Origin of the sequence: Mycolicibacterium madagascariense, assembly GCF_010729665.1 — a bacterium.
In the GTDB taxonomy this organism is placed as follows: domain Bacteria; phylum Actinomycetota; class Actinomycetes; order Mycobacteriales; family Mycobacteriaceae; genus Mycobacterium; species Mycobacterium madagascariense.
In genome coordinates, this window is record NZ_AP022610.1 from 2,293,207 (window position 1) to 2,318,400 (window position 25,194).

General features: G+C 68.9%; 22 protein-coding genes and 1 pseudogene. 15 read left to right on the top strand and 8 right to left on the bottom strand.

What is annotated here, in order from left to right; translation table 11 throughout:
• Positions 1 to 29: 29 nt before the first annotated feature.
• Entirely contained in the window at positions 30 to 908 is an 879-nt protein-coding gene (locus G6N60_RS10900) for a phosphatidate cytidylyltransferase (RefSeq protein WP_163736479.1), read from the top strand.
• Here G6N60_RS10900 and G6N60_RS10905 read toward each other — a convergent pair.
• Positions 819 to 1,754 (bottom strand): DMT family transporter, encoded by a 936-nt coding sequence (locus tag G6N60_RS10905; RefSeq protein ID WP_163736482.1) that lies wholly within the window; start codon positions 1,752 to 1,754, stop codon positions 819 to 821. The genes G6N60_RS10900 and G6N60_RS10905 overlap by 90 nt on opposite strands.
• Positions 1,755 to 1,922: 168 nt before the next feature.
• On the opposite strand from G6N60_RS10905, the gene G6N60_RS10910 reads away from it, so the two are divergent.
• The 3 genes and pseudogenes from G6N60_RS10910 to G6N60_RS29095 all read left to right on the top strand — a co-directional run bounded on the left by G6N60_RS10910 (position 1,923) and on the right by G6N60_RS29095 (position 5,462).
• The gene (locus tag G6N60_RS10910) at positions 1,923 to 2,777 is read left to right on the top strand and encodes a LysR substrate-binding domain-containing protein (protein WP_163736487.1); all 855 of its coding nucleotides are present in this window, start codon (positions 1,923 to 1,925) and stop codon (positions 2,775 to 2,777) included.
• Positions 2,778 to 2,788: 11 nt separating this feature from the next.
• Positions 2,789 to 3,880 (top strand): dual-specificity RNA methyltransferase RlmN, encoded by a 1,092-nt coding sequence (rlmN, locus tag G6N60_RS10915; RefSeq protein ID WP_163736490.1) that lies wholly within the window; start codon positions 2,789 to 2,791, stop codon positions 3,878 to 3,880.
• Between the two features lie 426 nt (positions 3,881 to 4,306).
• A pseudogene (locus G6N60_RS29095) lies at positions 4,307 to 5,462 on the top strand (IS30 family transposase).
• Between the two features lie 50 nt (positions 5,463 to 5,512).
• On the opposite strand, the gene G6N60_RS10925 reads toward G6N60_RS29095, so the two are convergent.
• Complete coding sequence (locus G6N60_RS10925) at positions 5,513 to 6,055, bottom strand: TetR/AcrR family transcriptional regulator (RefSeq protein WP_163736493.1); 543 nt, start codon at positions 6,053 to 6,055, stop codon at positions 5,513 to 5,515.
• A 122-nt stretch (positions 6,056 to 6,177) separates the two neighbouring features.
• On the opposite strand from G6N60_RS10925, the gene G6N60_RS10930 reads away from it, so the two are divergent.
• The 4 genes from G6N60_RS10930 to G6N60_RS10945 all read left to right on the top strand — a co-directional run bounded on the left by G6N60_RS10930 (position 6,178) and on the right by G6N60_RS10945 (position 10,016).
• On the top strand, positions 6,178 to 7,347 hold the full coding sequence (locus tag G6N60_RS10930; RefSeq protein ID WP_163736497.1) for a CaiB/BaiF CoA transferase family protein: 1,170 nt from the start codon (positions 6,178 to 6,180) through the stop codon (positions 7,345 to 7,347).
• A gap of 124 nt (positions 7,348 to 7,471) precedes the next feature.
• Entirely contained in the window at positions 7,472 to 7,966 is a 495-nt protein-coding gene (locus tag G6N60_RS10935; RefSeq protein ID WP_163736500.1) for a nuclear transport factor 2 family protein, read from the top strand.
• Complete coding sequence (locus G6N60_RS10940; RefSeq protein ID WP_163736503.1) at positions 7,963 to 9,069, top strand: NAD-dependent epimerase/dehydratase family protein; 1,107 nt, start codon at positions 7,963 to 7,965, stop codon at positions 9,067 to 9,069. The genes G6N60_RS10935 and G6N60_RS10940 overlap by 4 nt, the downstream gene beginning before the upstream one ends.
• A 32-nt stretch (positions 9,070 to 9,101) precedes the next feature.
• Positions 9,102 to 10,016: an LLM class F420-dependent oxidoreductase gene (locus G6N60_RS10945; RefSeq protein WP_163736506.1), complete on the top strand. Its 915-nt coding sequence runs from the start codon at positions 9,102 to 9,104 to the stop codon at positions 10,014 to 10,016.
• On the opposite strand, the gene G6N60_RS10950 is transcribed toward G6N60_RS10945, so the two are convergent.
• From G6N60_RS10950 to G6N60_RS10960, 3 genes are all read right to left on the bottom strand, one after another.
• The gene (locus G6N60_RS10950; protein WP_163736509.1) at positions 10,013 to 10,696 is read right to left on the bottom strand and encodes a DUF427 domain-containing protein; all 684 of its coding nucleotides are present in this window, start codon (positions 10,694 to 10,696) and stop codon (positions 10,013 to 10,015) included. The genes G6N60_RS10945 and G6N60_RS10950 overlap by 4 nt on opposite strands.
• A 15-nt stretch (positions 10,697 to 10,711) precedes the next feature.
• Positions 10,712 to 10,966, bottom strand: coding sequence for a DUF2631 domain-containing protein (locus tag G6N60_RS10955; protein WP_163736512.1), 255 nt, complete (start codon positions 10,964 to 10,966; stop codon positions 10,712 to 10,714).
• A gap of 114 nt (positions 10,967 to 11,080) precedes the next feature.
• A complete protein-coding gene (locus G6N60_RS10960) occupies positions 11,081 to 12,373 on the bottom strand; it encodes a cryptochrome/photolyase family protein (protein ID WP_163736515.1) in 1,293 nt (430 codons plus the stop codon).
• 88 nt (positions 12,374 to 12,461) lie between these two features.
• On the opposite strand from G6N60_RS10960, the gene puuE reads away from it, so the two are divergent.
• Both puuE and G6N60_RS28560 read left to right on the top strand, forming a co-directional pair.
• The gene (gene puuE / locus G6N60_RS10965) at positions 12,462 to 13,382 is read left to right on the top strand and encodes an allantoinase PuuE (RefSeq protein WP_163736518.1); all 921 of its coding nucleotides are present in this window, start codon (positions 12,462 to 12,464) and stop codon (positions 13,380 to 13,382) included.
• 149 nt (positions 13,383 to 13,531) lie between these two features.
• Positions 13,532 to 15,220, top strand: a complete 1,689-nt coding sequence (locus tag G6N60_RS28560) for an HNH endonuclease signature motif containing protein (RefSeq protein WP_163736521.1) — start codon at positions 13,532 to 13,534, stop codon at positions 15,218 to 15,220.
• Between the two features lie 162 nt (positions 15,221 to 15,382).
• On the opposite strand, the gene G6N60_RS10975 is transcribed toward G6N60_RS28560, so the two are convergent.
• From G6N60_RS10975 to G6N60_RS10985, 3 genes are all read right to left on the bottom strand, one after another.
• Positions 15,383 to 17,113: a cytochrome c biogenesis protein DipZ gene (locus G6N60_RS10975; RefSeq protein WP_163736524.1), complete on the bottom strand. Its 1,731-nt coding sequence runs from the start codon at positions 17,111 to 17,113 to the stop codon at positions 15,383 to 15,385.
• Positions 17,114 to 17,267: 154 nt separating this feature from the next.
• The gene (locus G6N60_RS10980) at positions 17,268 to 17,825 is read right to left on the bottom strand and encodes a fasciclin domain-containing protein (protein ID WP_246241224.1); all 558 of its coding nucleotides are present in this window, start codon (positions 17,823 to 17,825) and stop codon (positions 17,268 to 17,270) included.
• A 106-nt stretch (positions 17,826 to 17,931) separates the two neighbouring features.
• Positions 17,932 to 18,618 (bottom strand): fasciclin domain-containing protein, encoded by a 687-nt coding sequence (locus G6N60_RS10985; RefSeq protein WP_163736529.1) that lies wholly within the window; start codon positions 18,616 to 18,618, stop codon positions 17,932 to 17,934.
• Positions 18,619 to 18,790: 172 nt separating this feature from the next.
• On the opposite strand from G6N60_RS10985, the gene dxr reads away from it, so the two are divergent.
• The 5 genes from dxr to G6N60_RS11010 all read left to right on the top strand — a co-directional run bounded on the left by dxr (position 18,791) and on the right by G6N60_RS11010 (position 25,176).
• Positions 18,791 to 19,972, top strand: a complete 1,182-nt coding sequence (gene dxr, locus G6N60_RS10990; protein ID WP_163736533.1) for a 1-deoxy-D-xylulose-5-phosphate reductoisomerase — start codon at positions 18,791 to 18,793, stop codon at positions 19,970 to 19,972.
• Positions 19,969 to 21,198: a M50 family metallopeptidase gene (locus tag G6N60_RS10995; RefSeq protein WP_163736536.1), complete on the top strand. Its 1,230-nt coding sequence runs from the start codon at positions 19,969 to 19,971 to the stop codon at positions 21,196 to 21,198. Before dxr ends, G6N60_RS10995 begins: the two co-directional genes overlap by 4 nt.
• A 19-nt stretch (positions 21,199 to 21,217) precedes the next feature.
• The gene (gene ispG, locus G6N60_RS11000) at positions 21,218 to 22,369 is read left to right on the top strand and encodes a flavodoxin-dependent (E)-4-hydroxy-3-methylbut-2-enyl-diphosphate synthase (RefSeq protein WP_163736539.1); all 1,152 of its coding nucleotides are present in this window, start codon (positions 21,218 to 21,220) and stop codon (positions 22,367 to 22,369) included.
• A gap of 62 nt (positions 22,370 to 22,431) precedes the next feature.
• On the top strand, positions 22,432 to 23,286 hold the full coding sequence (locus tag G6N60_RS11005; RefSeq protein ID WP_163736542.1) for a GNAT family N-acetyltransferase: 855 nt from the start codon (positions 22,432 to 22,434) through the stop codon (positions 23,284 to 23,286).
• A gap of 63 nt (positions 23,287 to 23,349) precedes the next feature.
• The gene (locus tag G6N60_RS11010) at positions 23,350 to 25,176 is read left to right on the top strand and encodes a penicillin-binding transpeptidase domain-containing protein (protein ID WP_163736547.1); all 1,827 of its coding nucleotides are present in this window, start codon (positions 23,350 to 23,352) and stop codon (positions 25,174 to 25,176) included.
• Positions 25,177 to 25,194 lie beyond the last annotated feature (18 nt).

Consider the following 25,194-nt stretch of genomic DNA (forward strand, 5'->3'; position numbering starts at 1 on the left):
CCGCAGACCAGACCTTCAGCAACAGCACGGTGGCTGACACCGACACGGCTTCCGCCGACGGGGCCGATCCGTCCGGGCCCGCGAAGAAGCAGGGCAGGGCCGGACGCAACCTGCCCGCCGCGATCGGGGTCGGCGCATTCCTCGGCTTCGGGGTCATCGCGATCCTGGTGTTCGCGCCGCTGGGGTGGGTGCCCGTGGTGGCGATTGCGATGGCCGTCGCGACCCATGAGGTGGTCCGTCGCCTGCGCACCGCGGGTTACGCGATCCCGATCATCCCGTTGCTCGTCGGCGGTCAGGCCATCGTGTGGCTGACGTGGCCGTATGGTGCGCTCGGGGCCTTCGGTGCGTTCGGGGCCACCGTCGTGGCCTGCATGATCTGGCGGCTGCTCTCCGGTGGCCTACAGAACGCTCCGGTGAACTACCTCCGCGACGTGACGGCGACGGTCTTCCTCGCCGCGTGGATCCCGCTGTTCGGCGCGTTCGGTGCGCTGCTCGTCTATCCCGCCGACGGCCGCTGGCGGGTGCTGTGCCTGATGCTCGGCGTGGTGTTCTCCGACATCGGGGGATACGCCGCGGGCGTGTTGTTCGGCAAGCACCCCATGGTTCCGGCGATCAGTCCGAAGAAGTCGTGGGAGGGCTTTGCGGGGTCGCTGATCTTCGGTACCGCCGCCTCGGTGCTGGCCGTGACCTATCTGCTGGACAAGCCGGCGTGGGTCGGCATCCCGCTCGGCCTCATGCTCGTCATCACCGGCACGCTCGGCGACCTCATCGAGTCCCAGGTCAAGCGCGATCTGGGGATCAAGGACATGGGCACGCTGCTACCTGGGCACGGCGGTCTCATGGACCGACTCGACTCGGTCCTGCCGTCCGCGGTGGCGACGTGGGTCGTCCTCACGCTGTTGGCGTGACGTGCTGCGGGCGTTGAGCCAGCAGGCCAGGGCGCCCAGGAGCAGGCCGACGCCCACGCCGACGTCGATGCGCTGGCCGAGCAGCAGCCACGACAGCACGCCCGCCACCGCGGGGATGACGCAGAACAGCATCGACACCGCGGCCGCCCCGTGGTGGTTGATCGCCCGCACGTAGAGCGACAGCGCCAGGGTGGCATTGAGCAGGACGACGGCCGCTACGGCCAGGGCCGCCTTGAGCGGGTCGTGCGCGGCGAACGGCGTGACGAGCGCGAGCACGAGGGCAGGGACGAACGCGACGGCGTTCTGGATGGCGCCCGTCGCGCGAAAGTCCACGTTGGCGCAGAAGCGCTGCTGATAAACCCCACCGGCGGCCAGGCCGAGCAGTGCCACCAGGATCAGCAGGACCGCCGGGTCGACGCCCCGCTCCCCGACCAGGCGGCTGGCACACGCCGCGAACGCGGCTGCGACGCCTACGACGAGCGCGAGGACCCGCAGCAGCGGCAGCCCCTCGCGGAGGAAGGCCGCCCCGAGCAGTGCGGTGACGACGGGGTTCATGGCGATGAGCACCGCACACAGCACGGCGGGCGCACCCATCTGCACGGCTACGTAGAGGGGAAGGAATTGGCCCGCCTGCATCAGGAGTCCGACCACCGCCACGTGGCCCAGCTGGCGACCGGTCGGCCACCGCACGCCGGACAGCTTTGCCCACGTCGCGATGACCGCGGCCGCCCCGGCGAACCGGAAGGCGAGTACGGCCATCGGGGTCATCGAGCTGACGGCGAGCACGCCCAGCGGGTAGCCCATGGCGAAGGTGAAGCTGACGCTGGACGCGGTGGTCCAGGGCATGCGGCGAAGGGTCACTGGACCATCGTGGTCCGGCGGTCGGGGTGGAGTCCAACGATTATCGGTGATCGCATCGATCGTGACTGCTGATCAATGCCCTCGTTTCTTCCGACTTCGTGGAGCGCTTAGCGCCGTTTTGATCGTCATTGCTGATCGGAGTACCGTGGCGGCGTGAGTCAGACCCTGGACATCGCCCCGCTGCGCAGCGTCGTGGCCGTGGCCGACTGTGGGGGATTTCACCGCGCCGCGACCGTCCTGCACCTCACTCAGTCCGCGGTGAGTCAGCACGTGCGCCGGGTCGAGGCGGTCGTCGGCGGACCGGTCGTCCAGAAGTCCGGACGCGGCGTCGCGTTCACCGAGCTGGGCCACCGCGTGCTCGCCCACGCCCGCACGATCCTCGCCGCGCACGACCGCGCACTGGCCGATCTCGGCGCCGCCGAGGAGCGCGTGCTGCTCATCGGTGCCACCGAGCACGGCGCCGACGTCATGCTGCCCAGGCTCACGGGCGCGCTGGGGGAGCGACTGCCCGACTGGCGCCTACGGTTTCGCCTCGATCGCAACGTGACCCTGGCCGACGCCATCGAGCACGGCGCCGTCGACGTCGCCGTCCTGCTCGACGGTTCCGGTCTCGACCCGGCCAATGCCTCGGGAACGGTTGCGCTGCAATGGGTTTCGAGTCGTTCCTTCGCGCTGCCCGCCCACGAGCCGCTGCCGGTCGTGATGTTCTCCGAGCCGTGCACGCTGCGCGAACCCACGTTCGCCGCCCTCGACCGGCTCGGCGTGCCCTACCGGATCGCCGCCGAGAGCGCGGACCTGTCGGGCCTGTTCGCCGCGGTGCGTTCCGGGCTCGGCATGGCGCTATTGCCTCTCATCGGACGACTGCCCGACGGGCTGTGCCCCGCCGAGGGCATGTCGCCGTCCAGTCGCGCCACGGTGTTCGTCCGCGGCCGGTCCGGCGTCGACGCCGGTGCCCTCGAGGCGGTCGACCGGGCGGTCCGCGACGTTCTGAGTGAGCAGGCCCGATAATGGGCGAGACCATGAAATTGCCCCTGGTGTTCGACGCGCCCACCCGTGGGAAGCCCCCACGGCACTTCGCCGACCTCGACGACGACGCCCGCAGCGCCGCGATCACCGAACTCGGGCTGCCCGCCTTTCGCGGCAAGCAGCTGGCCAATCACTACTTCGGCAGGCTGACCGCCGACGCGCACGCCATGACCGACCTACCGGCCGCGATGCGCGAGCAGGTGGCGGGCGCACTGTTCCCGCCGCTGCTGAAGGTGGTCCGCGCCATCGAGTGCGACGGGGCGCAGACCCGAAAGACGTTGTGGCGCGCGGTCGATGGCACGACCATCGAATCGGTGCTGATGCGGTATCCGAACCGCAGCACCCTCTGTCTGTCGTCGCAGGCAGGCTGCGGCATGGCCTGTCCGTTCTGCGCGACCGGTCAGGGCGGGCTCACCAGGAACCTGTCCACCGCCGAGATCCTCGAACAGGTGCGGGCTGCGGCGGCCGTCATGCGCGATCAGCACGACGGCAGACTGTCGAACATCGTCTTCATGGGCATGGGCGAACCGCTGGCGAACTACAACCGGGTGCTGGCCGCGGTCAAGCGGATCATCGCGCCGCCGCCCCACGGGTTCGGCATCTCGGCCCGCTCGGTGACGGTCTCGACCGTCGGCGTGGCGCCAGCGATCCGCAAGCTCGCCGACGAACGCCTCGGGGTGACGCTGGCGCTGTCATTGCACGCCCCCGACGACGAACTGCGCGACACGCTGGTGCCCGTCAACAACCGGTGGAACGTCGGTGAAGCCCTCGACGCCGCACGGTATTACGCCGATGTGACCGGACGTCGGGTGTCGATCGAGTACGCGCTCATCCGCGACGTCAACGACCAGCCCTGGCGCGGTGACCTGCTGGGAAAGAAGTTGCATGGTGCGCTGGGCCCGCTGGTGCACGTCAACGTCATACCGCTCAATCCCACGCCGGGCAGCGAGTGGGACGCCAGTCCCAAACCCGTCGAGCGGGAATTCGTGAAGCGGGTGCGCGAACGCGGGGTGTCCTGCACGGTGCGCGACACCCGCGGGCGCGAAATCGCCGCCGCCTGTGGGCAATTGGCCGCCGAGGGCTAGATCTGCGCCGCAGCTCGCTTGGCGCTGCGGTGTGGAATGGCGCCGCGGGCTAGAACTGGCGCGGCGCGTCCACCCGGGCGCTCGATTGGCGCTGAGCGACTGACTAGCAACCGCGCGCCCACCGTCGAGACTGCTACCAGGGTGATGACTACTCGGGCGGGCTCAAGTGATCGCTGCAACACCTGATTTGTTGAGAGGTGTTGTTCGATGGCTTTTCGTGCTCGGGGTAGCAAAGCGCCGGAGTCGGCTCGTGGGGAGTTCTTGAGGGCGCTGAGGTTGGGGCTGTCGCAGTCGGCGGCTGCGACGGTGGCCGGGGTGTCGCATCAAACCGGTTCGAAATGGGCCGCAGAGGCGGGGGTCGCAGCCGATACGAGGCATCGGGGGATTCGGTACCCGGCAGCGGTGCGGGAGGTGTTCTGGGCGGCGATGCGCGGCGGGGCCGACGTCACGCAGGCCGCGGTGGCCGCGGGCGTGTCGGAGATCGCCGGTGCGGCCTGGGTCAAACAGGCTGGTTACGTGCCCAGAACCGCTGCTCCAGCTCGTGCCCTCGGCGCCGTCGATCGCTCGCCACGGCAGCGTGCGCCGCTGTCGTTTCTGGAGCGTTGCCGCCTGGAAGACCTGCTGGAGACCGGTTGCACCGCAGTCCGCGCTGCTGAACTGCTCGCCCGTCACCACAGCACGGTCCGCCGCGAGATCGCCAAGGGACTGACCTCGTCGGGGTATCGCGCCCGCGTCGGCCAGGACGTCGCCGAGGTCAATCGTCGCCGTCCGAAGGTGCGCAAGCTCGAAGGCGATCCTGTCGTGTTGGCCGAGGTTCTGAAAGGGTTGAGGTCGCGGCACAGTCCCGAGCAGATCGCGGGCCGGCTGCGGGTGGACTTCCCCGAGGATCCGGAGATGTGGGTGTCACGAGACGATCTATCAGGCGCTGTACGTGCAGCCACGCGGGGAGTTGGCCAGGTTGGTCAAGGACGCGTTGCGAACCGGGCGCACTCGCCGAAAGGCGCAGGGCCGCAACACCTCCGGTGTAGGCAAGCTCAAGGGCATGGTCAACGTCAGCGAACGACCCGCCGAAGCCGACGACCGCGCGATCCCGGGCCATTGGGAGGGCGATCTCATCCTGGGTGCCACCGCGACGAACTCCGCGATCGGCACCATGGTGGAGCGCACCACCGGGTTCGTCATGCTGCTGCACCTGCGCGGCGACCGCACCGCGGCCACCCTGGCCGAGGCGATGACGACGAGGATCCCCGAGATCCCCGAGGTGCTGCGCCGCTCACTGGCCTGGGATCAGGGCAGTGAGATGGCGTTGCACACCACGATCACCGAGGCCACCGGACTGCCGATCTACTTCTGCGACCCGCACAGCCCCTGGCAGCGCGGCACCAACGAAAACACCAACGGCCTACTCCGCCAATACTTCCCCAAAGGCACCGACCTGTCGTTCTACGGACCCGGCTGGCTCGACGAAGTCGCCGCCGAACTCAACGCCCGACCCCGCAAACGCCTCGGCTTCCGCACCCCCGCCGAAGAACTCGACCGGTTACTCTCAGACCCGTCCACATTCGTTGCAGCGACCGCCTGAATCCAAGTCGCACTTCGTCGTCCTCACCGCAGTCTCGACGGACGCCGACGCTAGTCGGGCTGTTTGATTCCGACCGCGTGCCGGAGCTGCGCGAGGAATTGGTCGCCGTCGTCGCTGCGCACGACGTAGTGCGACACCGCGACCCGGATGGCCGTCGCGGCCTTGACCGACGCGTTGGGCCCGGACAGCAGCTTCTCCAGGCGCTGGCGCATCTGCGGCACGATGCCCGCCAGCTGGGCGATCACCACCTCGGGCTCGATGTCGACGAGCCGCACGCCCGAATACGACTGCTGATACGCGACGATGAAACGCAGTGCGGCATCCAGTTTCTCGGTGCCACGTAGGCCTGCGGTCGCGTTGCCGATGCCGTAGTCGAACATCTCGCGCTCGTAGCGGCCGAAGGCCTCGAGCAGCTCGCCCTTCGACGCGAACCAGCGGTAGAGGGTCGGCCGCGAAACCCCGGCCTGCATGGCGACTTCGGAGAGACTGAGCTTCGTTCGGCCGCTGCGCGCGAGCACCTCGGTGGTGGCCGCCAGGATGCGGTGACGCGTCGAGGTGTCGCCGGGTTCGGGGTTCGCCCGCTCCGCGGTCATGCGTTCATTCGCTTCCAGGCCCTCGGCGTTCGCGGATCTAGACGTTGCACATGCACCGCCGATCGTAAGGTACCCAATGACCGCAGCCGCGGCCAACGGCGCAGCGCGTGGAGGGGTTCATCATGGCCGGACCGCTGGCGGGGATCCGAGTGGTCGAACTTGGCGTCTGGGTGGCGGCGCCCGCCGCGGGCGGCATCCTGGCCGACTGGGGCGCCGACGTCGTCAAGGTCGAGCCGCCGGCCGGAGACCCGGCCCGCATGTTCGGGCGCATGCTGCAGATCGCGTCGGGGGAGAACCCGCCCTTCGAGATGGACAACCGGTCCAAGCGCAGCATCGTGCTCGACCTGACGACGGAGGCGGGCGCCCGGGTGGCGCACGAGTTGCTGGCCGACGCCGACGTCTTCATCACGAACGTGCGACCCGGCGCGTTGCGACGCCTCGGGCTCGACTTCGCGACGGTCGCCGAGGGCAACCCACGGCTCGTCTACGGGCTCATCACCGGCTACGGCGCGACCGGTCCCGACGCCGACCGCGCGGCCTACGACGTGGCCGCGTTCTGGGCGCGTGCCGGTCTGGCCGACCTGCTGACCGCACCCGGTGGCACACCACCGTTCCAGCGCGGCGGGATGGGCGATCACTCCGTGGCCATGACGCTGGCGGCGGCGGTGTGCGCCGCGCTGGTCGCGCGCAATGGCAGCGGCCGCGGGCAACTGGTGACCACGTCGCTCTACCGCCAGGGCGCCTACACCGTGAGCTTCGACCTCAACACGCTGCTGCTAACGGGCCAGCAGGTGGCCATCGGGCAGCGCGAGACGATGGGCAATCCGTGCATGAACAACTACGCCGCGGCCGATGGGCGACGCTTCTGGATCGTGGGGCTGCAGGGGGATCGGCACTGGCCGGCGCTGAGCCGGGCCGTCGGCCGACCCGACTGGCTCACCGACGAGCGCTTCGCCACCGCCCGGGCGCGGGCCGCCAACGCGGCCGTGCTGATCGGCGCGCTCGACGAGATCTTCGCCGGACGGACTCTCGACGCCTGGGCCGAGGTCTTCGCCGAAGAACCGGACTTCTTCTGGTCGCCGGTCAACTCGATCGTCGACGTGCTGGCCGACGAGCAGTTCCACGCCGCGGGCGGGGTGGTCTACGTGCCCGACGGCGACTCCGGGCAGCCGATGGTCGCCACCCCGGCGGACTTCCACGGCACGCCGGCCGAGCCGACGTCGGTCGCCCCGGGCCTCGGTCAGCACACCGACGAGATACTCGACGAGCTGGCCCGACGTCGGGGCGAGTAGTCAAGTGCGCCATCGGGTTTCGCACACAGGCGCCAGACGGGCCGTCGTCAAGGTTTACAAATTCGACTGATGATGTCACGGTGGGCGGGTGCAATCGCCCCTACCCACCACCGGGGAGGCCGCCGTGGATCCAGGTCACCTAGTGGACATCGAGGAGCTCAAGCAGCTCAAGGCCAGGTACTGCCGGCTGCTCGACGCCAAGGACTGGACCGCGTGGCGACAGCTGTTCACCGACGACTTCGTCAGTGACACGTCCGCAGCCGGCGGAACGGTGGTCGAGGGTGCCGACGCGTTCGTCGCCTTCACCCGTCGCCAACTCGGCAAGCCGTCTCAGGTCACGGCGCATCAGGTGCATTCCCCCGAGCTGCAGGTGGTCTCGTCGACCGAGGCGACGGGGGTGTGGGCGCTGGAGGACGTGGTCCGGCTGGCGCCGGGAGTCAATTTGCGCGGCTACGGCCACTACCACGAGACGTATCACCAGCGCGACGGCCGCTGGTACCTCGCGAGCTCGACGCTGACCCGGCTGCGCGAGGACGTGTTCAACCCGTTCGTCTCCGTGTACCTGTCGCACCGCATCAAGGCAATGACCGCCCCACTGGCCAGAAGGATGACGAAATGACCTCTCGCGCAACCGGTCCGGTTCTCATCACCGGTGCCTTCGGGCAGGTGGGCAGGCGGTGCACCGAGATCCTGCTCGACCGGGGTCGCACCGTCGTCGCGATGGAGCTGCGCAACGACACGACGGTGGCCACCGCCGAGGAACTGGCCACGCGCGGCGGCACCCTGATCCCGGCGTACGTCGACCTGCTCGACGCCGACGCGGTCGCCGCCCTCGTCGCCGAACACCAGCCCGTCGCGATCGTGCACCTCGCCGCGATCTTCGCGCCCTCGTCCTACCGCAATCCGCGGCTGGCGAGGAAGGTCAACGTGGGCGGCACCGAGAACCTCCTCGCGGCCGCCGCCGCGCTGTCGACGCCGCCGCTGTTCCTCTATGCGTCCAGCGCCGCGGTGTACGGCTCGCGCAACCCGCACCGCTACCCGGAACGCATCACGGCGAGCACCCCGGTCGACCCCATCGACCAGTACGGCGAGGACAAGGTGTTGGCCGAGAAGGCCATTGCGGTCAGCGGGCTGCCGCACGCCGTCCTGCGACTGGCCGGGATCATCTCCCCGGACGGCGCGTCGAACATGAACGCCGACTACCTGCTGCTGATGCGGGCGACGCCCGGGGACAACCGCATGCACACCGTGGATTCCCGCGACGTCGCGCTCGCCTTCGCGAACGCCGTCGACCGCGGGGACGCGATCGACGGAAAGACGTTGTTGATCGCCGGCGACGACAGTCACGTCCGCACCCATCGCGAACTGGAGGACGAGATGATGGAGGCCGTCGGTCTCGGCCGACTCGGGAACGGTGCGAGCCTGCCCGGCGACCCGGACGACGACCGCGGCTGGAGCTTCACCGGGTGGTTCGACACCTCGGAATCCCAGTCGCTGTTGAACTTTCAGCAGCACACCTGGCCGCAGACGAAGGCCTGGGTCGCGGACGCGATGGGTGCGCGCCGGCTCGTGATCGGTCTGCTCGGGCCGGTGGCGCGTCCGGCGCTGCGGCTGGTGTTGCAGGTCCAGCGTCACGTCGAGGGCAGGGGCCGCTACGCCGATCCGTGGACGCTGATCGAACGGAAGTACGGCAGCGACGTCCTGACGCCGACCGACTACTAGGTGGACGCCGCGTCGACGGGAGCCGGTTCGCGGTGAAGTTCGCCATCACCCATCCAATGCATTCCCACCCCTATGACGCCGAACTGGCCAGCGGGCCGGGGGTCGGCGCGGTGGCGGTTGCTGCGGAGGCGGCGGGATTTAGCGGCTTCGGTTTCACCGACCACCCCGCGCCGACGCAGCGCTGGCTGCAGTCGGGGGGCCACGACGCCCTCGATCCGTTCGTCGCGATGGGCTTCGCCGCCGCGCGCACGACCACTCTGCGGCTGATCCCGAACGTCGTCGTGCTGCCGTATCGCAACCCGTTCGTGGTCGCCAAGGCGGGCGCCACGCTCGACCTGCTCTCGGGGGGCCGGTTCACCCTCGCTGTCGGGGTCGGCTACCTCAAACGCGAATTCGCCGCGCTCGGAGTCGATTTCGAGGAGCGTGGTGCGCTGTTCGAGGAGGCGCTGCGGGCCATCCTCGAGGTGTGGACGGGCGACGACGTCTCGTTCGAGGGGCGGCACTTCACGGCGTCGGGCATCACCGCCCATCCGCGACCGGCGAGCAGGCCGCATCCGCCGATCTGGATCGGCGGCAACACCGCGGCGGCGCGGCGCCGGGCCGTCCGGTACGGCGACGGTTGGTGCCCGTTCCCCGCGCCGCCGCAGCTGGCGCAGACCGCACGGACCTCGGCGCTGGATTCGCTGACCGCCCTCGGCGAGGCCATAGACGACCTGAGGCGGCGCTGCGACGACGCGGAGCGCGATCCGTCGACACTCGACGTCACGTTCACCAACGTCGACGGCGGGTCGCCCGCGGACGCCGACTTCGAAGCCGACCGCTACCTCGCCGGCGTCGACCGGCTCGCTCGTCTCGGCGTGACCTGGGTTCAGGTGCACGTTCCCGGTGATGGGCTGGCACGGACGCTGGAGGCCATTCAGAAGTTCGGCGAGCAGGTGATCGGTTAGCGCAGCGGGCGCGGCAGGTGGGCGACCATGTCGACCCGCGTCTCGTCGAAGCTCAGCAGGCCCTGGATCGGCGTGCTCTCGGGTGGGGTGTCCTCGTAGCTCCAGGCGACGTCCGCGTGCACGTCGTCGTCGACCACGGCCGACCAGTAGGTGGCGTCACCCTTGTAGTTGCAATAGCTGACGGTGTCGGATCTGCGCAGGACGTCGGTGAGGACCAGCGCGGGATCGACGTAGAGGCGCGGCGGCAGCGACGTCTCGAAGACGGCGACCGTCTCGGCGGTATCGACCAGCACGGTGCCCGCGACGGTGACGCGCAGCCTGCGCTGAGTGGGGCGGCAGTCCACCCGGTGATACGGATTGGGCGGGTAGTGGACGAGCCTGCGCCCCTCCTCGAACCACGCGTCGACGGCGTCCCACGGCACCCGAACGTAGCCGGGCGCCTCGGGCACCGGGTCGTGCGGCAGACCGGCCACGTCGTCGGCCAGGAACGCGTAGCCGAGCGCATGCCCGCGGCGGTGCACCAGCAGTGCGTGTTCGGTGTCGACGACGGGGTGGCCGTCCTTGATCGCCTGGATGCGGCGCGGATGGGGTTCGACGAAGACGACGTCGGGCGGCAGCGGTGGGGAGAACCACCCGGCCGGGTCGGCGCTGAGCGGGCCTCGACCGGCGACCAGACTCATCGTCGACGACGGGGGTTAACGGGTCCAGCCGCGCTTGCGCAACCACCAGTCGCGGAACACGATGCCCCAGATGGTCAGGGCGAAGCCGACCAGGTAGATGTCCTCGACGTGCCCGACCTGGTTGCCCCGCAACATCGCCAGCATGAAGAAGCCGGCCAGGATGCCGCCAATCTGGATGGCGCGGTGGTTCTGCTTGGACCAGCCCCAATTCGCCGACGGCACGTCCTCGACGTCGACTCCGGTGTGTCGTTCGACCTCGGTGTTCGCCACGGTTGCTCCTCCAGGGTTCCCGGTCAATTAGCCACATTCTGGCATACGACGACGTGTCGTATTCGGCGAGAGGCTGATTCGTGCACCGTCGACCAGCCCCTGGCGTCGGCTGCGCTAGCGGACGGCCTCGTATCGGCGGAGCGCCTCGGTGCGTTCGGCAGCGTGATCGACGATCGGCTCGGGGTAGTCGCTGCCCCCGAACTCGGGCACCCAGCGGTTGACGTAGGCGCCGTCGGGGTCGAACTTCTTGCCCTGCGTCGTCGGGTTGAAGACCCGGAAGTATGGCGCGGCGTCGGTGCCGCAGCCCGCTGCCCACTGCCAGCCGTGCTGGTTGCTGGCCATGTCGCCGTCGGTGAGCTGCTCCAGGAACCAGCGGGCGCCCCACTGCCACGGCAGATGCAGATCCTTGACGAGGAACGACGCCGTGATCATCCGCACCCGGTTGTGCATGTAGCCGGTCTCGGCGAGCTGGCGCATACCGGCGTCGACGATGGGATAGCCCGTCTTGCCCGCCTTCCACGCTTCGAAGCGCTTCTTGGCGCCGGCGTCCTCGTCGACCTCGATGCGGTCGAAGTCCTTGTTCCAGTTCCACCAGACGCTGTCGGGCCAGGCGTGCAGCACGGTCGCGTAGAAGTCGCGGAAGGCCAGCTCGCGCAGATAGGCCTGCGCCCCTTCGCCGTTGCCGAGATCGGCGGCCATCGTTCGCGGGTGTATCGCGCCGAACTTGAGGTGGGCGGACATGCGGCTGGTGCCATCGTGGTCGGGCCGGTTGCGGTCATCGGAGTAGTCGTCGACCACCGAGCCGACGAACTTCTTCCACTCCTTGCGCGCCGCCGCCTCACCGGCCGGGTGCTCGAGGGTGGCGTCGCCCTTGGGGATGTCGACCCCGCCCGAGACGTCGGAGGGGTCGATCCAGGAGGCCGTCTTGGCGCTGGTGCGCGCGGGCGTCCGCCAGCCGTGCTGCTTCCAGGCGTTGAAGAACGGCGTGAACACCTTGTACGGCGTGCCGTCGTCTTTGGTCACGCGGCCGGGCGACACCAGGTACGGCGAGCCCGACTCCTCGAGCGGAACGTCGCCCAGCGCCTCGCGCACCGCGGCGTCCCGCTTCGTTCCGAACGGGGTGAAGTCCTCGGACACGTGCACCGACGTCGCGCCAATCTCCTTGACCAGAGCGGGGATTCGCTTCTCTGGCCGGTCCTCGGTGACGAGGAGTTTGCCATCGAGGTCGTCGCGAAGTTCGCGCAGCGAGTCGTAGAGATACTGCAGTCGACGGGGCCCGGCCGACGCCCGCAACCGCGGGTCCAGGACGTAGCAGGCCAGCACGTCCTGGCCGTCCTTGGCGGCGTCGAGCAGCGGGGGCAGGTCGTGCAGGCGCAGGTCCCGGCGGAACCACAACAGCGAGGTCATGGTCTGATCTTGCCCTCTTTCCGCGACGAGAAAACGCCCGGACGGAAGTCGTTGCGAACCCGCCTGCACACGCTGAGACAATCCCACCATGACGCCGATCACCGATGACTATCCGCGCGACATGGTGGGGTACGGGGCTCACCCGCCCCATCCGCAGTGGCCCGACGGCGCCAACATCGCGGTGCAGTTCGTCCTCAACTACGAGGAGGGCGGTGAGAACAACGTCCTCCACGGTGACGAGTCCTCCGAGACGTTCCTCTCGGAAATCATTGGCGCGCAGCCCTTCCCGAACCGACACATGAGCATGGAGTCGCTCTACGAGTACGGCTCGCGCGCCGGGCTGTGGCGCGTGCTGCGGATGTTCGATCAGCGCGAACTGCCGCTGACCATCTTCGGCGTGGCCAGCGCGCTGGCCCGCAACCCCGAAGCGCTCGCGGCGTTCCAGTCGCGCGGTGACGAGATCGCCTGCCACGGATTGAAGTGGCGCAGCTACCAGCTCGTCGACGTCGACACCGAGCGCGCCGACCTGGCCGAGGCGGTCCGCATCATGACCGAGCTGACCGGTTCGGCGCCGCTGGGTTGGTACACCGGCAGGGACTCGCCCCAGACGCGCGAACTCGTGGTCGAGCACGGCGGATTCCTGTACGACTCCGATTCCTATGCCGACGACCTGCCGTACTGGACCCGCGTCGCGGGCACCGATCACCTCGTCGTGCCGTACACGTTGGACACCAACGACATGAAGTACGTGTCGGCGAGTGGGTTTCCGAGCGGGTCGGACTTCTTCGCCTATCTACGGGATGCGTTCGACGTGCTGTATGCCGAAGGTGTTGCGGGAGCACCGAAGATGCTGTCGGTGGGGCTGCACTGTCGCCTGGTCGGCCGGCCTGCGCGGATCGCTGCGCTCGGGCGGTTCCTCGACCACTTGCAGTCCCACGACAAGGTGTGGGTCGCGAGGCGTGTCGACATCGCCCGGCATTGGGCGGAGCACTTCCCGCCGGGTGCGTGAGCTCGATGGTGCGCACCTAGTCAGCGAAGAGCCGTGGCGGTCTTCGGGTGAAGGCAATTGCCCACCTCTGAGCGAATCGCGTTGTGCAACTGCGGCTTTCGACGCTCGGTGGGCGGGGTGGTGTCGGTGGTCGAAGGTATGTTCGAAGGGTGGATGGGGACGGTGACCGCGCGGTGCTCGTGCGCTATCTCGCGGCTTCTGACGCCGTGGCCGCCTTGAGCCTGGAGTCCTTCGGCGTCACCGAACTGCTGGGGGCGTTGGGGGTATTGGAGGTCGCCGATCGGCGCCGCGCGGCGTTGATCCATCAGATCCTGGCCCGGTTGTCCCGCGAGGCCAACCCCGTCGCCTTGGGCGGGAAGTCCTGGAAGGCGCTGCTGGCGGATCGGCTGAAGATCACCGCTGTCGATGCGCAGCGCCGGCTCGATCACGCCCGTGATTTGGGGCCGCGGGTCTCCCTGATCGGTGAGTCCCAGGAGCCGGTGTTGCCGTTGGTGGCCGCCCTGGTCGCCCAGGGCGCGATCGGGGCCGATCACGTGGTCAGGATTCGGGAGTTCTTCGCCAAGGTGCCGTCCTGGGTGACGGTGGCCGACCGGGAGGGGTGTGAGGCGTCGCTGGCGTTGCAGGCCCCCGGGTTGACCCCGGAGGAGCTGAAGAAGGTCGCCGACAAGTTGTTGACCTACCTCGATCAGGACGGCCCCGAACCCGACGACACCGATCCCGCGCCGCCGAGCGGGTCCCTGGCGTTGGGGCCGCAACGCTCGAATGGGATGAGCGTGCTCAGCGGGGAACTCGATCCCGAAGCCCGGGCGGTGTGGGAGGCGATCTACGCCAAGTTGGCCGCCCCGGGGATGTGCAACCGCGACGATCCTCATCCGTGTGTGTCCGGGACCCCGAGCCAGGAACAGATCGAGGGGGATCATCGCTCGCTGGGGCGGCGTCAGCTCGATGCGATGGTCGCCGTGGGGCGGATGGTGCTGCAGTCGGGGACCCTGGGTCAGCACAACGGGTTGCCGGTCACGGTGATCATCAGCACCACCCTGCAGGACCTGGAAGCCGCGGCGGGGCTGCCCGAGACACCGCCGCCGCCGGCGACGCTGTTCGACGGAGAGCCTGTCGCCCCCGGGCCGGCCGCTGAGCCCGAGCCGGATGCCGACCCGCAGGCCGAGCCCGCTGCGGCCGCCTCGGAAACCGAGCCCGAGCCCGCAGCCGAGCAGGAACCGGTCGCCGCGCCGCAGAGGGACACTGAGCCCGCCGGGGCCGAGCTGGGGTCAGACGCCAGCAGCGCGCCCCCACCGTCCGAGCCCAAAACGCCAAGCGCACCAACCCCCGAGCCCGCGCCAACCCCCACCCCCGCACCGCGCCCCGCGACCTCCAGGACCGCGGTCACCGCCGGGGGCACCGTGCTGCCCATGCGCGACGTCATCCGCATGGCATCCCACGCCTACCACTACCTCACCGTCTTCGACCGCCACACCAACGAAGTCCTCTACTGCGGGCGCACCAAGCGCATCGCCCCACCGGCGCACCGCATCGTGCTCTACGCCCGCGACCGCGGTTGCACCAAACCCGGCTGCACCGTCCCGGCCTACGGCACCCAGGTCCACCACGTCAACGGCTGGGCCAAACACGGCGGCCAAACCAACGTCAACGAAGAAGTCCTGGCCTGCCCACCCGACAACCGCCTCGCCGAATACGGCTGGACGGTCACCATCACACCCCAAGGGGTGCAATGGATCCCACCCCCAGAACTCGACACCGGCCAACCCCGACTCAACTACTACCACCACCCCGAACGCCTCCTCGGCAGACCCGGGACGGGCGACCCGTCATCGGGCTGAAGCCCGCGCAGCAGTTGAAGCGTGCGCACCGCCGCGGCGTGGGGATCCGGTGGACGCGGGTCGAGAATCCGCCAGCCAGCACGTCCCAGTCTCCGCGTCCACACCTCGCCCGAGAGAGTAGGCGGCGTCCGACGTCAGCCGGCCATGTGCAACCGCGCCCCGTCAGCCGTAGGTGAACGAGAACGCCTGCAGGCCCTTGCTCAGACTCACGTCGACGTGTCCGGCGTCGCTCGTCTCGTTGGCGACGATCTGATGCATGTTGGGCGGCCCGCTCACCGGAATCACCGACGTCTTCCCGTCATGGGTGACGGTCACGTTTCCCGTACCTCCGACCACCAGATAGACCTGGTGCGCATGGTAATTCAGCGCAATGGAGGCCCCGTCGTCCACGGCCGTGATGCCCTGGTAGTCCAGAGCCCACCGGCCCTTCAGCGCGAACGAGTCGGCGGCGAGCTGAGGAGGCAACGCAAACGTGGCCTCGCCCTGGTCATAAACCCCCTGGCCGCCGTAGTTGACCACCTTGCCGACGCTGAAGTACGTCTCGGGCGTGGTCGGGGAGGTCGGCGTGGTGTCCTTGCCATCGGTGGCGGGCGGCAGTTGGACGCCCTTGTTCGCCTGCACGAGCAGTTGGCGGATCAGGTCTTCGGTGACGTCGTAGTCGCCCTCGCCGAACTTGACGTGGCGGACGGTGCCCGTCGCGTCGATGAGGTACTCGGCGGGCCAGTACCTGTTGCGGTAGTTGGTCCACGTCGACAGGCTGTTGTCGAGCGCGATGGGATAGGTGATGCCGAGGTCGGCGGCCCCGCTGGCGACGTTCGACGCGACCTTCTCGAACCCGTACTCCGGGGAGTGCACGCCGATGACGTCGAGGCCCTTGTCCCGGTAGGCGTCGTACCACCCGACGACGTGGGGGATGGCGCGCTGGCAGTTGATGCATGAATACGCCCAGAAGTCGATCAGAACGACCTTGCCACGCAACGACTTCAGATCGATGTGAGCGCCGCCGGGCGTGTTCAGCCACGCGGTGATGCCCCTGAGGTCGGGCGCCGTGCCGCAACTCTCGAGCTTCTTGCCGCCGTTCGAGCAGTTCGACAGCTGGGCGTTCTGATCGTTGACCAATCCGCCGAGGTTCAGTTTCTGCAACTGCTCCTCACCGCCGACCTTCTGCTGCAGACCGGCGGTGTAGTCGGGGATCGCTCGCTGTAGCACCGCGGGGAGGTCGAAGACGAGCGCGACCGCCAGCAGGATCGTCACGACCCCGGCGATCACGCGAATGCGTCGCTGACGGTTGCGGAAGGAGGCGACGCGTTCGGCCACCCGTCGCCCCGCGAGAGCGAAGATCAGCAGCGGGATCGCAGCCCCGACCGCGAACGACAGCGTCAGCGCGACGGTGCTGACGCCGATGGTGCCGGTGGCTCCGGCGAGCACGATCGCGGCCAGCACCGGCCCCGCGCACGGCACGTAGAGCACACCGAGGGCCAGACCGAGCCCGAATCCGCTGTTCCCGCTGCCGAATTGGCGTTGCGGCAGCTTGGCGAACGGTTTCTCCAGCAGCGACTCGATCCGGGGGAAGATCAGCCCGAGGCCGATCGCCACCAGCGCGACGAGTGCCACCCATCGGACCGCGTCCTGCGGCAGGTGCAGCAGCGACAGCAGCGCCGAACCCAGCAGGGTCACCACGCTGAAACTCAGGACCAAGCCCGCGATCACCAGATAAGGGCGTAGGGCCACGGCCCGCGTCGGGGGCGCCTCGGTCGCGACCGCCCCGTCCCCGTCGGCCCCTCGGACGCTCTGCGTCCCGGAGAAGAAGATGACCGGCAGCACCGGCAGGATGCACGGCGAGATGCCGGTGATCAGCCCGCCGAGGAAGCCGATGGCGATCAGTGTGAGCATGTCTTCCATTCGTTGCCAGGGCCATCGCGGATGGGGCGCCCGAGCGCCAAAGGCGCCATGGGTCAAGGAATTTCGCGTGCGAGGACGCCCGAGACGCGACGGGGCGGCCCGGCACTGGGCCGGACCGCCCCGTCTGAGCCGAGGTGCGCGTCGACTACATGGCCGGCGGCGCGGGCGGCATGAGCACGGTGTCGATCATGTAGACCGTCGCATTCGCGGTCTGCACGCCACCGCACACCAGGCCGGCGTTGGCGACCTTGAGGTTGGCGCCCATGCCGGTGACGGTGACGTCGTCACCCTGAACCGTCTTGTGGGTGCCGACGACCTGCGCAGGGCTCAGTCGTCCCGGAACCACGTGGTAGGTCAGGATGTTCGTCAGCATCGGTGCATCGGTCTTGAGCTGGTCCAGCGTCGCGGGGTCGATCTTGGCGAACGCGGCGTCGGTCGGCGCGAAGACGGTGTAGTCACCGCTGTCCAGCGTGTCGACCAGGTTCACGCCCGGGTTCAGCTGACCGGAGACCGCCGAGGTCAGCGTCTTCAGCATCGGGTTGTTGGAGGCCGCGACGGCCACCGGATCCATGGCCATGCCCGCCACCGAGCCCGGTCCCGTCGGAACCTCCTTGGCGTACGCCGCGCAGCTGTTGCCGACGAGTCCGGAGGCGGGATCGGCCTGGGCGATGCCGGCCGACGCCAGCAGTCCGGCAGCGGCCATCGCGACGACGGAGATGCCGGTGACGGTCTTCTTGGTACGGGTGTTCGATTTCATCGTGATCAACTTTCAGTTGGGTTTTTACACACGAACTAGCTTGCGGCGCAAGCTATTTGGCAGGAGGCATCAGGACGGTGTCGATCATGTACACCGTGGCGTTGGCGGTGTGGACACCGCCGCAGACCAGACCGGCCTGGTTGAACTTCAGACCTTCGCCGGAACCGGTGACCGTCACGTCGTCGCCCTGAACGGTCTTGTGGGTGCCGACGACCTGCGCCGGGCTGAGCTGGCCGGGGATCACGTGGTAGGTCAGGATTCCCTTGAGCAGCGGCGCATCGGTCTTGAGCTTGTCGAGCGTGGCCGAGTCGATCTTGGCGAACGCGTCATCGGTGGGGGCCAGGACGGTGAACTGTCCGCCGTTGAGGGTGTCGACCAGGTTGACACCCGGGTTCAGCTTGCCGGAGACGGCCGACGTCAGCGTCGTGAGGAGCGGGTTGTTGGAGGCTGCGGTCGCGACCGGATCTTGCGCCATCCCGGTCACCGAGCCGGGGCCCTCCGGCACCTTCTGGGCGTAGCCGGCGCATCCCGAGCCGACGAGATCGGCGGCCGGGTCGGCGGCGCCGGTCATGGCCGGGGCGCTCGACGAGCTGCTCAGCACGCTCGACGAGATGCTGCTGGCGCTGCTGGACACTCCACTGGCGGTCTGGCTCGCCGTATCGCTCGAGCAAGCGGAGGTTCCGAGGACGGCAACGGCGGTGAGGCCTGCCGCGGCCAGCGCGCGATGAGTCGACTTCATGAGGTGATCACTCCAATGTGGTCCGGGCCGACGCGTTCCGTCGACCTCGTGGGGCATTCGCGGTGATGCCCATCACGGATGGACCTCAACCCCCCATGTCACAGTTGCGTCACAAGTGGTTGTGAGTCTGCTGGCAGTAGGACCACCCCCCGACGTTGGGCACAATGGTGCGGTGACGTCGGGTGGCAGGGAGCGATTGCGGATACTCGTGCTGGGGAGCACCGGCTCGATCGGCACCCAGGCGCTGGACGTGATCGCCGCCAACCCCGACCGCTTCGAAGTCGTGGGCTTGGCCGCGGGTGGCGGAAATCCTGAGCTGTTGAGCAAGCAGCGGGCGCAGACCGGGGTCGCCAATGTCGCAGTGGCCTCGCCGGAGGCTGCCGACGCGATCGGCGACGTGACCTACGTCGGCGCCGACGCGGCCACCCGTCTCGTCGAGGACGTCGAGGCCGACGTCGTCCTCAATGCCTTGGTGGGAGCCTTGGGGCTGCGACCGACCCTGGCGGCCCTGGAATCCGGCGCACGTCTCGCGCTGGCGAACAAGGAGTCGTTGATCGCCGGCGGTCCGCTGGTGCTGAAGGCGGCCCAGCCCGATCAGATCGTGCCGGTCGACTCCGAGCACTCCGCGTTGGCGCAGTGTCTGCGCGGCGGCTCGGCCGCCGAGGTCGACCGGCTGGTGCTGACGGCGTCCGGCGGCCCGTTCCGCGGCTGGTCGGCCGCCGACCTCGACGCCGTCACCCCGCAGCAGGCGGGCGCGCACCCCACGTGGTCGATGGGTCCGATGAACACGCTGAACTCCGCATCGCTGGTGAACAAGGGGCTTGAGCTCATCGAGACCCACCTGCTGTTCGGCATCGACTACGAGCGGATCGACGTCGTCGTGCATCCGCAGTCGATCGTGCACTCGATGGTGACCTTCGTCGACGGCTCCACGATCGCTCAGGCCAGTCCGCCGGACATGCGGCTGCCCATCGCGCTGGCGCTCGGATGGCCGGATCGCGTACCGGGCGCCGCCGCGGCGTGCGACTTCACCACGGCCTCGACCTGGAATTTCGAGCCGCTCGACGACGAGGTGTTCCCGGCGGTGGCGCTGGCCCGGGAGGCGGGCAGCCGCGGCGGATGCCTCACCGCGGTATACAACGCAGCCAACGAGGAGGCCGCGGCGGCGTTCCTGGCGGGGCGGATCCGCTTCCCGGCGATCGTGCGGATCGTGGGTGAGGTGCTGCGCGCTGCCGACCAGTGGGCCGCCGAACCGGTTACCGTGGAAGACGTACTCGAGGCGCAGGACTGGGCGAGAGCCAGGGCTGGCACCGCCGTCACGCAGGCAGCACAGGAGGTCGTACCAACCCGATGATGTTCGTACTGGGCATTGTGCTGTTCGCACTGGCGATCCTGGTGTCGGTCGCGCTGCACGAATGCGGGCACATGTGGGTGGCACGCGCCACCGGAATGAAGGTGCGGCGCTACTTCGTGGGCTTCGGCCCGACGGTGTGGTCGACGAAGCGGCCCAACCGGCTCGGCTACACCGAATACGGCGTCAAGGCCGTTCCCCTCGGTGGCTTCTGCGACATCGCCGGCATGACGTCGGTCGACCAGCTCGCCCCGGAGGATCAGCCGCACGCGATGTTCCGGCAGAAGGTGTGGAAGCGCGTCGCAGTGCTCTTCGCAGGCCCCGGCATGAACTTCGTCATCGGGCTCGTCCTGCTGTACGCCATCGCGGTGGTCTGGGGCCTGCCCAACCTGCATCCGCCCACCGCCGCCATCGTCGGCGAAACCGCTTGTGTCGCACCGGAAGTCGCCAAGGGCAAACTGGGTCAGTGCCAGGGCCCCGGGCCGGCGGCGACGGCGGGCATCAAGCCGGGTGACACGGTGGTGAAGGTCGGCAGCACCGACGTGGACACCTTCGAGAAGATGGTCGCGGCGGTGCGCACGCTCGACGGGCCGACGCCGTTCGTCGTGCAGCGCAACGAGAGTGGCCGGACCACGGAGTTCACCACCACGGTCGACCCCACGCGCACCACGCGCTGGACCAAGGACGGCAACGGTGGGGCCACCAACGTGGCTGCCGTTGGCATCGCCGCCGCCCAATTCGGTCCGACGCACTACAACCCGCTGTCGGCCGTGCCCGCGACGGTCGCCTTCACCGGCGATCTGGTGGTCGAACTCGGCAAGTCGCTGGCGAAGATCCCCACGAAGATCGGCGCCCTGTGGCACTCGATCGGCGGGGGAGTGCGCGACCCCGATACGCCGATCAGCGTCGTCGGCGCCAGCATCATCGGTGGCGACACCGTCAACGCCGGGCTGTGGGTGGCGTTCTGGTTCTTCCTCGCCCAGCTGAACTTCGTGCTCGGCGCGATCAACCTGTTGCCGCTCCTGCCGTTCGACGGCGGCCACATCGCGATTGCCGTGTACGAGAAGATCCGCAATATGATTCGCTCGGCGCGCGGCAAGGTCGCCGGCGCCCCCGTGAACTACCTCAAGCTGATGCCCGCCACCTACGTCGTCCTCGTCGTGGTGGGCGGCTACATGCTGCTGACCGTTACCGCCGACCTGGTCAACCCGATCAGGCTCTTTCAATAGTCACGACGAAGGAACTCTCATGACCGTCGGTTTGGGATTGCCGGCACCGCCGCCGCCGACGCTGGCCAAGCGCCGCAAGACCCGTCAGCTCATGGTCGGTGACGTCGGCGTCGGCAGCGACTACCCGATCGCCGTGCAGTCGATGTGCACCACCAAGACCCACGACGTCAATGCGACGCTGCAGCAGATCGCCGAGCTGACCGCGTCGGGCTGTGACATCGTCCGCGTGGCGTGCCCCCGTCAGGAGGATGCCGACGCGCTTCCCGCGATCGCCAAGAAGGCGAACATCCCCGTCATCGCCGACATCCACTTCCAGCCGAAGTACATCTTCGCGGCGATCGACGCGGGCTGCGCGGCGGTGCGCGTCAACCCCGGCAACATCAAGGAGTTCGACGGTCGGGTCAAGGAGGTCGCGAAGGCCGCCGGTGACGCGGGCATCCCGATCCGCATCGGCGTCAACGCCGGTTCACTCGATCCGCGGTTGATGAAGAAGTACGGCAGGGCGACGCCGGAGGCGCTCGTCGAGTCGGCCCTGTGGGAGGCCTCGCTGTTCGAGGAGCACGGGTTCGGCGACATCAAGATCAGCGTCAAGCACAACGATCCGGTGATCATGGTGGCCGCCTACGAGCAGCTCGCCGAGAAGTGCGACTACCCGCTGCACCTCGGCGTCACCGAAGCGGGTCCCGCCTTCCAGGGCACCATCAAGTCCGCCGTCGCGTTCGGTGCGCTGCTGGCCAGGGGCATCGGTGACACGATCCGGGTGTCGCTGTCGGCGCCGCCGGTCGAGGAGATCAAGGTCGGCACGCAGATCCTCGAGTCGCTGAACCTGCGTCCGCGTGGGCTGGAGATCGTGTCGTGCCCGTCGTGCGGGCGCGCGCAGGTCGACGTCTACACGCTCGCCAACGAGGTGTCGGCGGGACTCGAGGGTCTGGACGTCCCGCTGCGCGTCGCGGTCATGGGATGCGTCGTCAACGGACCGGGAGAGGCCCGCGAGGCCGACCTCGGGGTGGCGTCCGGCAACGGCAAGGGACAGATCTTCGTCAGCGGCGAGGTGATCAAGACCGTGCCCGAGCAGATGATCGTCGAGACGTTGATCGAAGAGGCGATGAAACTCGCCGAGGAGCGCGGCCTGCATGATGCCAGCGGCGCACCCATTGTGACCGTAAGCTGACGGGGAAGCCGTGGTCCGGGTCACCCGTGGCCCCGGTCGCAGCCAGCACCTAGAAGGACCCCATGTCCGCTCCTCCGCTGTTTCGGCTCGCCGATGAGCGACGCGTCTCGGTGGTACGCGATGCCGCCATGGTGCGCCGGGTCCTCGACGAGGACCCCATCGGCTCCTGCATGGTCGCCTCCCGGGTGGCCGACCACGGCGTCGACCCCACGGCCATCGGTGGCGAGATGTGGACCAGGCGCCGACCGACCGACTCGCTGTGCTTCGCCGGGGCGAACCTGATCCCGCTTCGCGGCGAGATCGGTGACCTGGTGGCCTTCGCGGACAAGGCCACGAGCACCGCCCGTCGGTGCTCGTCGCTGGTCGGTCGCGCCGAGTTGGTGATGCCGATGTGGCACCGGCTCGAGAGCGCGTGGGGACCCGCGCGCGACGTGCGCGACCACCAACCGCTGATGGCGCTCGACGCGGAACCGCAGTGTGCGATCGATCCCCGGGTGCGCCCCGTGCGCATCGAGGAACTCGACGCCTACCTGGTGGCCGCGGTCGACATGTTCATCGGCGAGGTGGGCGTCGATCCGCGACTCGGAGACGGCGGGCGGGGATACCGTCGCCGCGTCGCCGGGCTCATCACGGCGGGTCGGGCGTGGGCGCGTTTCGAACACGGTCAGGTGGTGTTCAAGGCCGAGGTCGGCTCGCAGTCGCCGTCGGTCGGACAGATCCAGGGCGTGTGGGTGCATCCCGACTGGCGTGGCCGGGGACTGGGGGCTGCGGGCACGGCGGCGCTGGCCGGAGCCGTGGTCCGCAGCGGCCGCGTCGCGAGCCTCTACGTCAACGGCTACAACACGATTGCGCGAGCGACCTACGCCCGCATCGGGTTCACCGAGGTCGGCACCTTCGCCACCGTGCTGCTCGACTGATCACGGAACGATCTCGGTGCGCCTACGGCGCGATCGCGGCCGAGCCTTCTAACATCAGCCCCAATGGCAACACGAACCACATCAGCCTCACGCGTCACCGGGCTCCTGACGGTGCTCGCGGTCGTCGCCGCCATCGGTGGCCTCACTGCCTGCACGCCCAAGCCCAACGGTCCCGAACCGGTCGCGACGGCGTTCTTCACCGCGCTCGCCAAGGGTGACACCACCGCGGCGGCCGCCCTCAGCGACCGCCCCGAGGCCGCGCGGTCCGCGCTCAACGAAGCCTGGGCCGGATTGCAGGCCACCCGGCTCGACGCGCAGATCACCGGGTCGAAGTACGCCGAGGACACCGGCAGCGTCTCCTACCGCTACACCTGGCACCTGCCCAAGAAGCGCCTGTGGACCTACGACGGCCAACTCAACATGGTCCGCAACGAGGGACGCTGGGAAGTGCGTTGGAGCGCAACGGGATTGAATCCCAACCTCGGTGAGAACCAGACGTTCGCGCTGCGGGCCGACGCGCCACCGCGGGCGTCGGTCAACGAGTTGGGCGGCACCGACGTGCTCCGTCCGGGCTACCTGTACAACTACGCGCTCGACGCGAAGGCCGCGGGCAGCGCCCTGATGGCGACCGCCACCACCGTCGCCGACACCCTGCGACGGTTCGATCCCACGATGGTCGCGCAACGCCTCGCCGAGACCGCGAGCTCGTCGGCCACGCCGCTGGACCTGATCACCCTCCGGCAGTCCGATCGCGACGCGGTGGCGCCGGCGATCGGAGGACTGCCCGGTCTCGTCATCACCCCGCGGGCCGAACTGCTACCCACCGACGACAACTTCGCCCCCGACATCATCGCCCAGGTGAAGAAGGCCGTCGTCGACGAGCTCGACGGACAGGCCGGCTGGCGCGTCGTGAGCGTCAACCAGAACGGCGGCGACGTCGACGTCCTCCACGAAACCCCCGGCGCGCCAGCACCTTCGGTGACGATCAGCCTCGACCGCTCCGTGCAGAACGCCGCTCAGGACGCGGTGAACATGGTGGGCAAGAAGGCCATGATCGTCGCCATCAAGCCGTCGACCGGCGAGATCCTCGCCGTCGCGCAGAACGCCGCCGCCGACGCGGACGGACCCACCGCCACGACGGGTCTGTACCCCCCGGGCTCGACGTTCAAGATCATCACCGCGGGCGCGGCCATCGACCGCGACATGGCCACCCCCAACACACTTCTCGGCTGCCCGGGGCACATCGACATTGGCCAGCGCACGATCCCCAACTACGGCGGTTTCGACCTCGGCACGGTCCCCATGTCGCGGGCCTTCGCGAATTCCTGCAACACCACCTTCGCCGAGCTGGCCAGTAGGATGCCGCCGCGCGGATTGACCTCGGCCGCAGCGCAATACGGCATCGGCAACGACTACGTCGTGGAGGGCATCCCGACGGTGACCGGCTCGGTCCCCCCGACGGTCAACCTCACCGAGCGCACCGAGGACGGCTTCGGGCAGGGCAAGGTGCTCGTCAGCCCGTTCGGGATGGCGCTGGCCGCCGCGACCGTCGCCGCGGGCAAGACGCCCGTGCCCCAGCTGATCGAGGGCACCCACACCGAGGTGGCGGCAGGTGACACCCCGACCATCACGTCCAAGATGCTCGACGGCCTGCGGCCCATGATGCAGATGGTCGTCCAGAGCGGAACGGCCAAGGAGCTCAACAAGAGCGGAGACGTCCGCGGCAAGACGGGGGAGGCCGAGTACGACGGCGGGTCGCACGCCTGGTTCGCCGGGTACCGCGGAGACTTGGCGTTCGCCGCGCTCATCGTCGGCGGCGGTAGCTCCGAGTACGCCGTCCGGATGTGTCGGGACATGCTCGGCGAGCTGCCCGCCGACTACCTGTCCTGAGTAGCCTGGTCCCCGAAA